Genomic DNA, 14,207 nt, shown 5'->3' on the forward strand with positions numbered 1-14,207 from the left:
TTAGTTAACACTCGTGTAATTTAGAATGGAAGATCATCAGTTTCTTCCTCCATAGAACTATCAGCAGCAGCTGTTGGTTGAGCCATTTCAGGACTTGCTTGTGGAACATTTTCATTATCACCTTTTCTACCCAACATTTGCATGTTCGAAGCCATAACTTCTGTGATGTATTTTTTATTTCCATCCTGATCTTCCCAAGATCTGGTTCTTAAGCTACCTTCAATATACAATTGCATGCCTTTTTTTACGTAGTTTTCAGCAACCTTTGCCAATCCGCGCCAAAGAACAATGTTATGCCATTCGGTTTGAGTAACTTTTTCACCATTTTTGGTATAGGTTTCACTTGTAGCAAGAGGAAAATTACAAACACTGACATCATTGTCGAAGTATTTTACTTCAGGATCTTTTCCTACATTACCTACTAGAATTACTTTGTTTACTGACATATGTTTAAATTTTTAGTTAGCAATACTTTAAAGTTACAAACTTTTATGTTGTATCATAATATATTTAAGGCTTATTTTAAAAATCAGCATTTAAAATGTGATTGTTAATTAATTTAGGAAATGGATATTTTTCCGATTCCATTTTATTTACAAAAATAAACCTTTTGAAAATTTTGATTTCCTTAGCACCAATATCAATATGGATGAACTTGGTATTGATATTCTGATGCGTTAATTTGTGCACGATATTATCACTAATTGATTGTATTACCAAATTGGAAGAATCAAAAATCTCTTTCCATTGATCTGATTGTAACAATTGCTCAGTTGAAAGTTCAGTATTACTCTCAATAAGGGGATATTGATACATATTTTTCCAAATATCTTTTCCCTCTCTTTTTTCAATGGCAAAACGACCCGAACAAGATAGGAACAAATAGTAAAAATATCGATTCTTCGGCTTAATTTGTTTGCTCTTTACAGGCAATTGATCTACCATATTTGAATTGTAAGCAAAACAATTAGAATTTAAAGGACAATTGCTACAGTTGGGCGACTTAGGAGTGCATTGTAATGCACCAAATTCGATCATTGCCTGATTGTAAATTTCAGGTCTTGCATTGCCCATAGTTTCAGTAGCAATATTTTGAAATAATTTTTTCCCTTCAGTACTATCAATGGGGGTTTCTATACCAAACAATCTGGCAAGTACTCTATAAACATTACCATCTATTGCCGCATAAGGTAAATTGAATGCAAAAGATGAGATTGCAGCAGCAGTGTATGTGCCTACGCCTTTTAAAGCAAGAATTTCTTTATAAGTGTTCGGAAATACACCTTTATATATGGTATAAATTGTTTTTGCCGCATGATGAAGGTTCCTGGCTCTGGAATAATATCCCAGACCTTGCCATAAATTCAAAACTTCTTGCTCATCTGCTAAAGCTAAATCTATTACAGTTGGAAACCTTTTTGTAAATTTGTAATAATAGTCAATTGCTGTGACAACTCTGGTTTGTTGTAACATGATTTCAGAAATCCATATTAGATATGGATCCCTTGTATTTCGCCAAGGAAGGTCGCGTTTGTTCTCGCAATACCAGTTTATGATTTGGTTATTAAGCATCTCGAAAAAAAATGTATGATTCAATTTTTTTCAAAAATGCGTAAAAATATTTGTTTTCGATTTCGTTAATAACTGGAAATCTTATATATTTGCAATCTGATTTGAGGAAATGATGTTGTAAATAATTGATAATTAAAGATTTTTTAAGAGATGACTAAAGCAGATATTGTTAACGAGATTTCTAAAAACACAGGAATTGAGAAAATTACAGTTCAGAAAACTGTAGAAGCTTTCATGGATACAATTAAAGGTTCATTAGTAAAAGGAAAGAATGTGTATTTGAGAGGTTTCGGAAGTTTTATCGTTAAGAAAAGAGCAGAGAAAACTGCAAGAAACATTTCTAAAAACACTACAATTATAATCCCTGAACACTTTATTCCAGCTTTCAAGCCTGCGAAAACTTTCGTAAGTAAAGTGAAGACTAACGTAAAGTAGTTTTAGATTTTTAAATTCATTAAATAATTCGAAGTTATGCCTAGCGGAAAGAAAAGAAAAAGACATAAGATGGCTACGCACAAGCGTAAGAAAAGACTAAGAAAAAATCGTCATAAGAAGAAGAAATAGTTTTCTTATAGCTTGTTTGTAAGAACAAAATAAATAAACCTAAAGAACTTTTTAGTACTTTAGGTTTATCTATTTGTAAGAACTGATTACCTTTAATAAAAATAAGAAGAATTTAAATAGTGAGTAACGAGCTTGTAATTGATGTAAACCCTAATGAAATTGTAATTGCTCTGCTTAGCAACAAACAATTGGTTGAACTAACCAGAGAAAAAAGTAATCTTCAGTTTGCGGTAGGAGATATATATTTGGGAAAAGTAAAGAAGATTATGCCCGGGTTGAATGCTGCATTCATTGATGTTGGGTATGAGAAAGATGCTTTTTTGCATTATCTGGATCTGGGACATCAATTCCGTTCACTAAATAAATTCTTACAACAGGCCTTGGCAAGGAAAGGTCGTAATCTGTCCATCTCGAAAATGAGATTGGAACAGGACATTGATAAGAATGGTAAAATGTCCGATGTTCTTAAGTCGGGACAATACATTCTGGTGCAGGTTGCCAAGGAACCAATTTCTACAAAAGGACCGAGACTTTGCTCGGAGATATCCATTGCAGGACGAAATATTGTTCTGATTCCTTTTTCGGATAAAGTATCTATTTCTCAGAAAATCAAGTCAACCGAAGAGAAAAGCCGTTTGCGTCAGCTGCTTCAAAGCATAAGGCCTAAAAATTACGGGATTATTGTAAGAACTGTTGCTGAGGGGAAACGCGTTGCTGAATTGGATCAAGAACTTCGATCTTTGGTAGAAAAATGGGAAGGAAGTTTCCAACATATCAGAGATATGCATCCTCCAAAATTGATTTTGGGTGAAATGGATAGAACCACTGCTATTTTGCGTGATATTTTGAATTCATCATTCGAAAATATCTATGTAAATGATGCAAGTGCTGCCAAGGATATTAAAAACTACATTGCAGGGATCGCTCCTGAAAAATCAAAAATTGTAAAGCATGTTACTGGTGATATGCCAATTTTTGACCAGTTGGGTGTTGATAAACAAATTAAATCTTCATTTGGTAAAACTGTTTCTTTTAAAAACGGAGCCTACCTTATCATTGAACATACCGAAGCCTTCCATGTTATTGACGTGAATAGTGGAAACCGTTCGAAAGCAGGAAACGATCAGGAAACAAATGCCGTTGAGGTGAATCTTGCAGCAGCAGATGAAATTGCTCGTCAGCTTCGCCTGCGCGATATGGGTGGAATTATTGTTGTTGATTTTATCGATATGCATTCAGCAGAGAATCGCCAGAAGGTTTTTGAACGTATGAAAGAGGTGATGGGATTGGATAGAACCAAACACAATATCTTGCCTTTAAGTAAGTTTGGTTTGATGCAAATTACTCGCCAGCGCGTTCGCCCTGAAATGAACATCGAGATACAGGAAACTTGTCCTACTTGTCTTGGTTCAGGAAAAATATCACCAGCAGTTTTATTAACTGATCAAATTGAAGAAAAGTTAAAGTCGGTTGCAGATAGTGGTGAAAAGAAGCTAACACTAAAAGTTCATCCATTTGTAGCTGCATATATCAATAAAGGTTTCTGGAAGACATTACGTCGTGAATGGCAATCAAAGCTTGGAATTAAATTGGCGGTAATTGAAATTCCTTCATACGATTTATTGGGATTTAAGATTTTCGATGACAACAATCAGGAAATCGAACTATAATCATTCTGTAAATACATATGGTAAAATCCTCTTAAATAACTGTTAAGAGGATAATATGGTTTGGTGTAATTTGCTTATAATGCTAATTTTATATGCATTATAGTAAAAAACTAAACCATATGAAGCAAAAAATTCTCACCTTACTTCTGGGAATACTCCTTACAAGTTTCTTAAGCACACAAGCACAAATTTTAGAAACTGTTTCCTGGGAATTTACTACTGAAAAATTAAGTGATACGGAATTTAATCTTGTCTTTAAAGCACAAATAGATCAAGATTGGCATCTGTATTCACAACATTTCGAAGATGGAGGACCGGTTCGTTTGACTTTTACTTTTGAAGAATCGGATAATTATGAACGCATTGGAGAAGTACAAGAAATTACCAAAGCCAAAAAATCTTTCGACGAAATATTTGAAATGAATATCGAATATTTTGAGCATGAAGCAATCTTAAAGCAAAAAATCAAAGTCCTATCCAATGCAGCATTTACCATTACAGGCGAGATGGAATATCAAACTTGTAGAGAAGGGGAGTGTGTGTTGTTTACTCCTGACTTCGAGTTTGCTATTAATGAGGGTAGTACAGTATCAAGTCGAGTTGATGGAACACCTGTAAAAGCAGAAAAGGAAAAAATTAATGCAATGAAAAATCCAAGAAAGGAATACTCTTCCTTGTGGTCATTGTTTTTTATTGCTTTTACTTTTGGTTTGATAGCCTTGCTTACTCCTTGTGTGTTTCCAATGATCCCAATGACCGTTTCATTCTTTATGCACAGTTCAGAGAACAGAAAAAAAGCCATTTTCAATGCTGTGTTTTATGGAGTTTCGATCATTGGTATTTATACCATTATTGGAACCATTGTAGCCATTACTTTGGGGGCTGATTTTGCCAATTGGTTGAGTACACATTGGATTCCTAATGTCATTTTCTTTGCCATTTTCTTCGTGTTTGCTTTTTCATTCTTTGGAATGTTTGAAATTACTATGCCATCATGGTTGGTGAACAAATCTGTTGCAAAAGAGGATCAGGGAGGATTGGCTGGGTCTTTCTTCATGGCATTTACACTTGTATTGGTTTCATTTTCTTGTACAGGGCCAATTGTAGGTTCTATTTTGGTGCAATCGGCAGGAGGAGAGGTTTTGGAGCCAATTGTTGGGATGTTTGGATTCTCATTGGCATTTGCATTGCCTTTTACACTTTTTGCCATTTTCCCTTCATGGTTGAATAACCTTCCAAAATCTGGTGGGTGGTTGAATTCGGTTAAGGTAGTTTTAGGCTTTTTAGAACTTGCTTTAGGTCTGAAATTTTTAAGTATTGCCGATCAAACTTACCATTGGGGAATTTTGGATAGAGAAGTTTATCTGGGAATCTGGATTGTAATATTCACTTTAATGGGATTCTACCTGCTTGGTAAATTAAAGTTCAGTCACGATAGTGATTTAAAATACATATCGGTACCAAGATTAATGCTAGCAATTTGTTCATTTTCATTTGTAGTATACATGGTTCCGGGAATGTTCGGAGCTCCTTTAAAGGCCATTTCAGGTTATTTGCCACCACAAACCACACAAGATTTTGATATCTCTGCCATAGTGCGTGATCAATCTGGAGCCAGTTTTAAAGATGGCAAAAATGAGATTTGTGGAACACCAAAATACGCAGATAAATTGCATTTGCCACATGGCTTAAAAGGGTATTTCGATTTTGAGCAAGGATTGGCTTGTGCAAAGGAGCAAAATAAGCCTATTTTTATCGATTTTACTGGACACGGTTGTGTGAACTGTCGTGAAATGGAAGCCAATGTTTGGTCGGATGCCCGAGTGCAAAAAGTACTAAGGGAGGATTATGTAATTATTGCATTATATGTGGATGACAAACAGAAATTACCGGAGGAAGATTGGGCAACTTCCACCTATGATGGAAAAGTTAAAAAGACATTGGGAAAGAAATATGCCGATTTTCAGATTACAAGATTCGGTGTAAATGCACAACCTTATTATGTGCTTTTAGATCATGATGAAAATACGCTGGTAGAGCCACGAGCATACGACCTGAATGCAGACAAATTCCTTGAGTTCCTAGAGAACGGGAAAAAAGAGTTTACCAAAAGATAAAATAAGAATTGAATGATAAAGAACCGGAGCATCAATATGTTCCGGTTTTTATTTGCCTGATATTTATACTCATTATAAGTTTAAACCATTCTCTCATTTAAAAAGAATTCCTATTTTTGAAAGTTTGCCTTTCGAAAAAAATGGTAAGCCGCTTTAATCTTTTAAAAATTTAAATAACGTATGGAAAAATACGATGTGATTATTGTCGGAGCCGGTCCAGCCGGTATTTTTTGTGCTTACGAATTAGTAAAAAATCGAGACGACTTAAAAATCTTAATCCTTGAAAAGGGTAGGGGAATGGACAAAAGATCTTGTCCGAAACACACCAATGGTGGAACCTGTGTGCACTGTAAACCTTGTAGCATTACTACTGGTTGGGCAGGTGCAGGTGCATTCTCTGATGGGAAATTGTCTTTATCGCACGAAGTAGGTGGAACTCTTCCTGATTATTTGGGAGTTGAAGAAACCATTGATTTGATTGCTTATACCGATAAGATTTATCTGGAATTTGGTGCAGCAACTGATATTCATGGTGAAAAATTAACTCCTGCTATGGAGAATATTCGTCGCAAGGCCATTGAGTCGAATTTGAAATTGGTTCACTGTCCGGTTCGTCACTTGGGAACCGAAAAAGCACAGGATTTGTACAAGCGTTTGTATGAGTATGTAACATCAAAGGGAGTTGAGGTACAGTTTAATTGTGCTGTGGAAAGCTTAATTTTAGAAGGAGATAAAATTCAGGGAGTTAAGAATGGAAAAGGAAGCTATTATGGCGATTTGGTAATGGTTTCGGTTGGTAGAGATGGTGCGGATTGGCTAATGAAAGAGTGTAGCAAAGAAAGTATTTCTACCGAGGTGGGGGTTGTTGATATAGGTGTGCGTGTTGAGTGCAGAAACGAAATCATGCAGGATATTAATGAGAACTTTTACGAGGCAAAATTAATTCACTATACTCAAACTTTTGATGACAAGGTGAGAACTTTCTGTAGTAATCCCGGAGGATTTGTTTCTTCGGAGTATTACGATGGTGATTTGGCAGTTGTAAATGGACATAGTTACAAGGACCTGAAGAGTGATAATACCAACTTTGCCTTATTGGTATCGCAAAAGTTTACCGAGCCTTTTAAAGCACCCATTGAGTATGGTAAGCACATTGCCAGGTTGGCCAACATGCTAACCAATAACCAAATTTTAGTACAACGATTTGGTGACTTGGTTCGCGGACGCAGAACGACCTCCAATAGATTGTATCGAAATAACATTATTCCAACTTTGAAAGATGCAGTGCCAGGTGATTTGAGTTTGGTGTTGCCACATCGTATCCTAAAGGATATCGAGGAAATGATTTACGCTTTGGATAAAGTAACGCCTGGCTTGGCTTCTGATGAAACTTTACTGTATGGTGTAGAAGTAAAATTTTATAGCAATATCACGAAAGTGGACGAAAGCTTTCAATCAACATCGGTGAAGAATCTATACTTAGGTGGTGATGGAGCAGGTATTACACGAGGTTTAATGCAAGCTTCGGTTAATGGAGTTGTAATTGCAAGAGAGTTGCTTAAAAAGCTCTAAATCGAATATAGTATAATGCAAAAAGCTTGGCTACTAATATGTAGCCAAGCTTTTTTATGCTTTTTAGAAAGTCCTAAACCAAGTCCTTCAATTGATTTTTAAAGATTATTTGGATTGGAAAATATGAGTTGTATTTAGTGCAGCATAGTAATCTAACAAGGTTCTTGAAAAATTACGCAACAAAACTTAAACATTCCTTTTACTTTTTTTAATAAGTTCCTTATTTAATAAAACAAAAGCACGACTTTCTTCATTGTCAACCATCTTAAAAAAGCTACAATTGATGCATCCTAAAAGCTTTTCTTCAATTTCGCCTTGAATGCTTTTATTGCATAAAGTTCCTTCCACTGTCCAGCAGCTTCTTCCTGCTTTTAATCCGTTATTAACTCCAGTGTTTTCAAATTTTATACTTGCAGGACAAATACCTAATTCATTGGTATTAACACCTCCAATTTCTCTCCCACACTTAAAATATTCCCAACAATTTAATTTTGTCATTTTCTACAGTTCTCCCGACCAAAAATAAATATCCTTGCATTAACTCGGATATCGATTTGATAAAGGATACTTATTTTAGGGTAAACCAATCTCTGGTTTAAGAATTTGAATTTTTACTTCCAAAGTTTTTTGATTTCTCGATCACTATAGGATTCAAGCTTCAATAGCTCATTAAAAGGATCACCTTCCAGATTTAGCAAATCAGCAAAAGCAGGTTCTGTTTTAACACCTGTTTCTTTCAATTTTACCACTTCTTTATTAAAATCTTCACCTAAAAGTTTTAAAATACGATCTTCAATCAACATGTGTCGATACGAATTCTGCGCTACTACAGGATATGCAGAACCATAAATTTCGATATCGAAACCCTCATATTTAAAATTTGCAACTACCACCCAATAACCAGCTTTTTCTTTTTGCTCGATTTTAAAATCTTTCTGCTTTCCGTAAATGGATTCCACAACACGTTCAAAGCGGTCGGCATCAAAAAATCTACAAGCAATATCCAAATCGCTTTCTTTTACAGATATGCCAATTGGAATAGTACCGGTTAAAGTTGGATTATATTCTGCCAAAGAATCTAAAATTCCTAGCTTGGTAAGGCAGTTATATGCTTTTACCTGCACTGGCGATCCATCCTTTAAGTAATTGATATTTCTCCAGTCTTTATTGATATCGCGAAATTGTTCAGCTAGTATTTGTTTGGTATCCTCAATTTTTGAATATTCGAAACTTTTTACCTGAGAGCAACCTGCTATCATTGCTGAAACCTGTTTTTTGCCATCTTTTCGATACAAACAGATAATTGGTTTATTGAATTCGGCTGCGCGACCAATTTCGTAACCGACACCAAGCGAAGGAGTAGTTACCTCAGCTACTACAACATCTGCTTCCATGACCCATTTTAAATCTCGGTCGTGAATTTCTTCATCAGATAAATTGGTATCTTGAACCTTTGAGCCAATATGCTCTGTTAGCACATTGCCATATTTTTTTAATTCATCAATAATCTGTTTGTAGATTTCAGCGTCCTCTTGGCCACCTCGGATCGATCCTGAGAAGTATATTTTCATAGTGTGTTTTTAGATTGTTCTTGTATTTCTTTCGTGTAATTCTAATATAATTGAAATCTGTATATATTCCAATAGTTCAATATTTATTAAAGTATGATTTCTGCAGGATAAATCTCCTTTAAAATGATTTATCGGGATGAGGTAAGAATCTTACCTCAACTGCCTCTTCACATGTTCTGGAATCAAATTTTGTAATCCTTTAGCTTGTGGCGAATTGATATCGATGTATTTCCAATCGCTGGATTTTTTATTGGCAATGGCAACCATTGATCGATGAGCCTGTATGGTAAAAGAATTGCTTTCCTCGTTATACTTCACATTCTCTTTACCAAACTCTTGTTCAAATTTAGGTTGAACAAGCGAAGAACCCTGCGACATTAATCCTGAGAGTTTTACTTTTACAATGCCATAGTAATGGATTTTACAGTATTTCTGGGTGCCCGATTCAACTACATTTGAAATTCTATCGATGGATTTAAAATCGGTAGTCATTTTAACGCCCATATTGTCCATTCCTTGCATGACCATGATCATATTGTCCTTGCTCATCATCTCAAAAATGCGAGGATACATCATTTCAGTTACAACGTCCCATTGTTTGTTGTTAAAAGCAGTGGTATAACTGATTAAATCTTTTTCGAAAGTACTCTTTAGGTTTTTCTGTGCAAATGCACTGGTTAAAAGCAGACATAGTATTGTTATTGCGAGTATTCTTTTCATATAGTAATGTTTTTAATTCGCTTGAATATAATAAAAAGGAACTTGCAGAGGACTTAAAAGATGTTAAAATGCTAATTTAGAAGAGAAAGCTTCGTCAATATAGATATACTAGTTGAGCTTTGGTCAGTAGAATTTTTGCCATTCATATGAACGGATTGACACAAAATCCGATGCATTCATTTAAGCTACAAATCGTTTCCCTTTTGCTATAAAAGTGTTTACAAGTTGCGAGTTTTTGTAGTCTATTGCTATCTGGGGCAGTAAAAAGCATAAAAAAACGACCAATCCCAGCAGTAATTGGTCGTTTTTATATATCCTTTTGAGGAGTTTATTCTAATCTCATCTTACAATTGTTAGCGCGAATATTCAATTTCGAGATTGATTTCTTCGAACCAATTTTACCTTTGGCTACATAGGTGTTTTTATCGGCTGTTTCTTCATTCTTTAAAGTAAAATCATTCGAGTTATCGAATTTCACTGATTTGTGATTGATTTCGTAATTGATGTTGCAACCTTCCATAAAGCTTAAGCCAATGTGGCCATATTTAGAATCAAGCTTAATGAATGAGAACATGTTGTTGATGTTGAAAACATTGATGTGACCGAATTTTAATTCATAGTCTATTTCATCACCCAATTGTGCAATTTCAAATTTGGTAAAGTTCGAAGTTCCGTACAGTGTTTCAATCTCTTTTATATCGAATTTATCGCGTGCCGATTTAATGTTTAGGTTGTCGATTACCTGAATGGTGTATTCAGAATCACGGCTTTCTCCTGATATTTTATTGGCATTCTCAATTTTAAATTCAGAACCAGCAGCATCCAATTCTGTGTTTGCAAGTTGATTGATTTTTACATTTACATTGGAAAGCTTTAAGTTGTTGTTGCCATTTAAGCTATTGGCGGTGAAGTTTCCACTGTTTTGATCCAAGCTAAACTTGGCATTGTGATCATCCAGGAACACATCACCATTTCTCTGAATAATTTCAAGATTTACAGAAGCAGGCATTTGCACTGTGTACGAAATCTTAATTTTACCCTTGTTGAACAAAGAGTTAGTCAGTTTCTTAAGGGAAAAGAAATCTCCCAAAACCGTTTGAGCTACCAGCTGTTGACCTCCCTCAGTAAAATCGATATTGATGTTTTCAACCATGGTTTCGTTCTTGTCTTCGTTTGATCCGTCAACCGTGATTAAAATTTCGAAATGAATTTCATCTTTATCCCAATTTTTAACCTGAACTTTTCCGTAATGGGCATCTATTTTCAGATTTTCAATTGATTTGAATGTCTTGTCAATTTTCTTGTTTTTTGCTGCGCTAAGAGTTCCGCTTATCATGCAAACAGTTAGTAAGGCAAGTAATAATCGATACATATTGTGTGTAATTTTAGTTTTAAAATAGTTCCGTCAAAATTAATGGAATTAAAACTTTCTTCCTGATAATCGAAGTGTATAAGTGCGAATTTTAACAAAGATTAAGAGAAGCAAGGCAAAGAACAGGCAAGTTCGGCCAATGTAATCTCCATGCTCAGAATAAAAAGTTCTTCCACTTAATAAACTCAGATTTCCACTAAGTTTTGTTTTGTTCCACCAACTTGTTTTAGCAATTATCGTGCCTTTGGAGTTGATATGAGCAGAAATTCCATTATTGGCTACACGAATATAATCGCGACGAGTTTCAATGGCTCTAATACGGCTAAAGTTAAAATGATGCATATAGCCAGGAGTGTTTTTCCACCAGCCATCATTGGTTATCATGCATATAAATCCATTCGATTCAGGAATACGCTTTGCGCAGTAATCACCAAAAATAGATTCAAAGCAAACCACGGGAACAATTGCAGTTGAATCGGCCATAAAGTAATTGGTTTCATTTCTACTGCTGTAGGTTCCGTTGTATCCTCCTATTTCGAGCGAATATTTATTCAGAAATCCCAAATATTTGTCGAAAGGTATTCGTTCGAACATGGGAACTAATTTGGTTTTGTGATAGAACTGAGGAACAGAATCGCTGATTAAAAGTGCCGAATTAAAGGATTTATCATCAATCTTACTGTGCACTCCAATTAGAAAATTGGTTTTAGGATATTTTTCCTTCAAGGCGGACAGTTGTTGGCAGTATTCCGAGGTATTCGGATTTTTTTCGTCTATTGATTGAAGGATTAAAGTTTCAGGACCAAATAAGAAATCTGGAGCATCTACATTACAAATAGAATCAGCCGACCTGATGAAATCATTAAAATATTTTTTCTCATTTTCAGGGACAAACTTTTCGGTATAAGGATCGAGATTGGGTTGAATTAATGCAAATGTGCGATTGGCTGAAGTGTTTTCGGGCTTGATATCATTTCCGACGGAAGAATAAAGAAGAGGAATTCCAAACAAGACCAATAAAATGAATACTTGCGAATAGCTAAAATCCTTTTCTCGTCGGATGATTTCAAAAATGCTATAGTTGATGAGGATGATCCACAAACTACCACCTCTGGTTCCGGTGAATTCATACCATTGTATCCAGGAAGGAGCAGAGGCAAATGCATTGCCCAGATTTAACCATGGCCAGGCTAAATCCCACTGTGTGTGAAAATATTCAAAGCCTAACCAAATAATTATAAATGGAAGAAGTATGGAAATGTGCAAGCTTTGTCTGGCTTTACTGATCAACCAAAATATCAGTGCCAGCAACATAGAATTTATTGAAATGATTAGAATTACTCCTAAAATATGTGCTTGTGCTACCCACCAATAAGCCATTACATTCCAGACTGTAAAACTTAGAAATGTGTAGTTGAAAAGTAAATATGGATTGTGATGACCTTTAAGTTTTTCTTCCAGAAACAGCAATGGAATCCATGCAAATAGTATCAGGAAAAAGAGTGAAGGAATACAAAAAGGAATTCCAAGAAGGATTCCTGAACTTAAGGCAAGCAGAATGTTTTTATTCACAATTATCGGTGTGTTAGATTAACTCCCACTAAGATAATGATAATTGATGCGATTTGTGCCAATGTAATTTGATCTCCTCCGATTACAATTCCCCAGAAAATTGCCACTATTGGAATAAGATAGGCAATGGAAGCTGCAAAAACGTGCGACGACTGTTTGATGAGGCGATTGTAGAATATCACTCCAGCAAAAGTTAGTAAAGCCAACAGGGTAAGCATTAAAGCACTATTGGTGAAATTTTCGGCCGCTAATGGTGCACTAAGATCCGTAAATGCCAAATAAGAACCTGCCATAGGTCCAACAAAAAGAAATGCTAAAGATGCAATTTCAGTACCTGTTAATTTTGGTAAGGCAAAGCTAATAATGTTAATACTGGTAGCAACCGAAACCATGGCCATAAAAACATAGAAAATTCCAAACAAATGCGTAGTTCCATGAGACTCACCAGAAAAGATGATGATTAATGTTCCTGCGAAACCAAGTAAAATACCTCCGATTATTTTTATGTTGGTTTTGTTCTTAAATAATAGGATTGCCATTAATAAAGTGATTGTTGGTAGCATGGCAGTTAGCATACCAGCAATTGAGGAACTGATTAAGGTTTGAGCTTTGGCAAAAAAGTAGGAGGGACCAATATTACCAGTCAATCCTGATAATATTAATGGAATAATATTATCCTTGCCAAGCTTTTTAAAATTCTTAAATATTAATGGAAGAAAGAGTAAAAAAGACAGAAAAACCTGAAAGGCAGCAACCTGATCGTGGCTAAAACTTTTTAAGGCAATTTCCCTTAAAATATATGGCTGCCCCAAATGAATGATACCAATAAGAGTAAAAACCAATTGCTGTTTTTGTTTGATCCTTCCATAGATATTTAAGAGCTTGATGTTATTCTTTTTCTTCCTCGAAAGCTTTGTATTTAGCAGTTAAATCTGAAATTAACTGGCTAAAAGTTGTAACAGCAGCAATTGTTTCTTTCGAGATTTCTTTTTGTTGAAGCTTTAGCATTAAAATGCCATACAAAGCAGTTAGGCAAACTTCAATGTCGTTGTTTTCTTCCTTAGCTTGCGATTTTTGGCGAAATTCGGCAATGTTACCTGCAGCTTTTTCGAATAGACTTATGTAAGCAGCGTCCTTTTTGTTGTTCAAAAGATGCAAATGAAAATCGAATAGTTCATTTACATTGTTTTTTAGAATTTGCAAATGCCCACGTTCTTCCACTTTTTCAATTTTCATCATCTCAATCAAGTTTTCGTACCAGGCTTTGATTTCCTGATGCTTTTCATCATCTTGTTTGAACTGAGAAATGATGTTTTTATCTACAGCTTCAATATCGAATTTATAAGCTCTTAATATATCTTCAACTTGCCACATGTATAAAATGTACTCGGCCAAATTGGTTTTTCTTTTTTCCTGTGCTATTATCATGATACGATTATCAGTTAACAATTAACAGTTATTACTGCTCACTGTTCGT

At 35.1% G+C, this 14,207-nt stretch carries 13 protein-coding genes; 4 read left to right on the plus strand and 9 right to left on the minus strand.

Going from position 1 to position 14,207, the window contains the following annotated elements:
• Nucleotides 1–20: 20 nt before the first annotated feature.
• A complete protein-coding gene (locus JCM15579_RS00455; RefSeq protein ID WP_054714155.1) occupies nt 21–446 on the minus strand; it encodes a single-stranded DNA-binding protein in 426 nt (141 codons plus the stop codon).
• A gap of 76 nt (nt 447–522) precedes the next feature.
• The gene (gene mutY, locus JCM15579_RS00460) at nt 523–1,572 is read right to left on the minus strand and encodes an A/G-specific adenine glycosylase (RefSeq protein WP_054714160.1); all 1,050 of its coding nucleotides are present in this window, start codon (nt 1,570–1,572) and stop codon (nt 523–525) included.
• Nucleotides 1,573–1,722: 150 nt separating this feature from the next.
• Here mutY and JCM15579_RS00465 point away from each other — a divergent pair, with 150 nt between their 5' ends.
• The 4 genes from JCM15579_RS00465 to JCM15579_RS00480 all read left to right on the plus strand — a co-directional run bounded on the left by JCM15579_RS00465 (nt 1,723) and on the right by JCM15579_RS00480 (nt 7,495).
• Nucleotides 1,723–2,007 carry an HU family DNA-binding protein gene (locus JCM15579_RS00465; RefSeq protein WP_054714163.1) on the plus strand — a complete coding sequence of 95 codons (285 nt, stop codon included), beginning with the start codon at nt 1,723–1,725 and terminating at the stop codon, nt 2,005–2,007.
• Nucleotides 2,008–2,255: 248 nt separating this feature from the next.
• Nucleotides 2,256–3,806, plus strand: coding sequence for an Rne/Rng family ribonuclease (locus tag JCM15579_RS00470; RefSeq protein WP_054714166.1), 1,551 nt, complete (start codon nt 2,256–2,258; stop codon nt 3,804–3,806).
• A 119-nt stretch (nt 3,807–3,925) separates the two neighbouring features.
• Nucleotides 3,926–5,923, plus strand: coding sequence for a protein-disulfide reductase DsbD family protein (locus JCM15579_RS00475; protein WP_054714169.1), 1,998 nt, complete (start codon nt 3,926–3,928; stop codon nt 5,921–5,923).
• Between the two features lie 180 nt (nt 5,924–6,103).
• Complete coding sequence (locus tag JCM15579_RS00480) at nt 6,104–7,495, plus strand: NAD(P)/FAD-dependent oxidoreductase (RefSeq protein ID WP_054714172.1); 1,392 nt, start codon at nt 6,104–6,106, stop codon at nt 7,493–7,495.
• A 186-nt stretch (nt 7,496–7,681) separates the two neighbouring features.
• Here JCM15579_RS00480 and JCM15579_RS00485 read toward each other — a convergent pair whose 3' ends face one another.
• From JCM15579_RS00485 to JCM15579_RS00515, 7 genes are all read right to left on the minus strand, one after another.
• On the minus strand, nt 7,682–7,993 hold the full coding sequence (locus JCM15579_RS00485) for a two-CW domain-containing protein (protein WP_054714175.1): 312 nt from the start codon (nt 7,991–7,993) through the stop codon (nt 7,682–7,684).
• Between the two features lie 113 nt (nt 7,994–8,106).
• A complete protein-coding gene (locus tag JCM15579_RS00490; RefSeq protein ID WP_054714177.1) occupies nt 8,107–9,066 on the minus strand; it encodes a DUF4269 domain-containing protein in 960 nt (319 codons plus the stop codon).
• A 150-nt stretch (nt 9,067–9,216) separates the two neighbouring features.
• On the minus strand, nt 9,217–9,786 hold the full coding sequence (locus JCM15579_RS00495; protein WP_054714180.1) for a hypothetical protein: 570 nt from the start codon (nt 9,784–9,786) through the stop codon (nt 9,217–9,219).
• 328 nt (nt 9,787–10,114) lie between these two features.
• Nucleotides 10,115–11,158 (minus strand): hypothetical protein, encoded by a 1,044-nt coding sequence (locus JCM15579_RS00500; RefSeq protein WP_054714183.1) that lies wholly within the window; start codon nt 11,156–11,158, stop codon nt 10,115–10,117.
• Between the two features lie 48 nt (nt 11,159–11,206).
• Complete coding sequence (gene lnt / locus JCM15579_RS00505; RefSeq protein WP_054714186.1) at nt 11,207–12,730, minus strand: apolipoprotein N-acyltransferase; 1,524 nt, start codon at nt 12,728–12,730, stop codon at nt 11,207–11,209.
• A gap of 2 nt (nt 12,731–12,732) precedes the next feature.
• Nucleotides 12,733–13,572: a DMT family transporter gene (locus JCM15579_RS00510; RefSeq protein WP_054714189.1), complete on the minus strand. Its 840-nt coding sequence runs from the start codon at nt 13,570–13,572 to the stop codon at nt 12,733–12,735.
• 46 nt (nt 13,573–13,618) lie between these two features.
• Entirely contained in the window at nt 13,619–14,158 is a 540-nt protein-coding gene (locus JCM15579_RS00515; RefSeq protein ID WP_054714191.1) for a DUF4924 family protein, read from the minus strand.
• Nucleotides 14,159–14,207: the final 49 nt, after the last annotated feature.

This window comes from Marinifilum fragile JCM 15579 (assembly GCF_001310955.1).
GTDB classification, from domain to species: Bacteria; Bacteroidota; Bacteroidia; order Bacteroidales; family Marinifilaceae; genus Marinifilum; species Marinifilum fragile.

Bases quoted from the DNA above. Each gene is read 5' to 3' on its own strand.
- JCM15579_RS00455 (WP_054714155.1), bottom strand. From the start codon at position 446: ATGTCAGTAAACAAAGTAATTCTAGTAGGTAATGTAGGAAAAGATCCT.
- mutY (WP_054714160.1), bottom strand. From the start codon at position 1,572: ATGCTTAATAACCAAATCATAAACTGGTATTGCGAGAACAAACGCGAC.
- JCM15579_RS00465 (WP_054714163.1), top strand. From the start codon at position 1,723: ATGACTAAAGCAGATATTGTTAACGAGATTTCTAAAAACACAGGAATT.
- JCM15579_RS00475 (WP_054714169.1), top strand. From the start codon at position 3,926: ATGAAGCAAAAAATTCTCACCTTACTTCTGGGAATACTCCTTACAAGT.
- JCM15579_RS00480 (WP_054714172.1), top strand. From the start codon at position 6,104: ATGGAAAAATACGATGTGATTATTGTCGGAGCCGGTCCAGCCGGTATT.
- JCM15579_RS00485 (WP_054714175.1), bottom strand. From the start codon at position 7,993: ATGACAAAATTAAATTGTTGGGAATATTTTAAGTGTGGGAGAGAAATT.
- JCM15579_RS00490 (WP_054714177.1), bottom strand. From the start codon at position 9,066: ATGAAAATATACTTCTCAGGATCGATCCGAGGTGGCCAAGAGGACGCT.
- JCM15579_RS00495 (WP_054714180.1), bottom strand. From the start codon at position 9,786: ATGAAAAGAATACTCGCAATAACAATACTATGTCTGCTTTTAACCAGT.
- JCM15579_RS00500 (WP_054714183.1), bottom strand. From the start codon at position 11,158: ATGTATCGATTATTACTTGCCTTACTAACTGTTTGCATGATAAGCGGA.
- JCM15579_RS00515 (WP_054714191.1), bottom strand. From the start codon at position 14,158: ATGATAATAGCACAGGAAAAAAGAAAAACCAATTTGGCCGAGTACATT.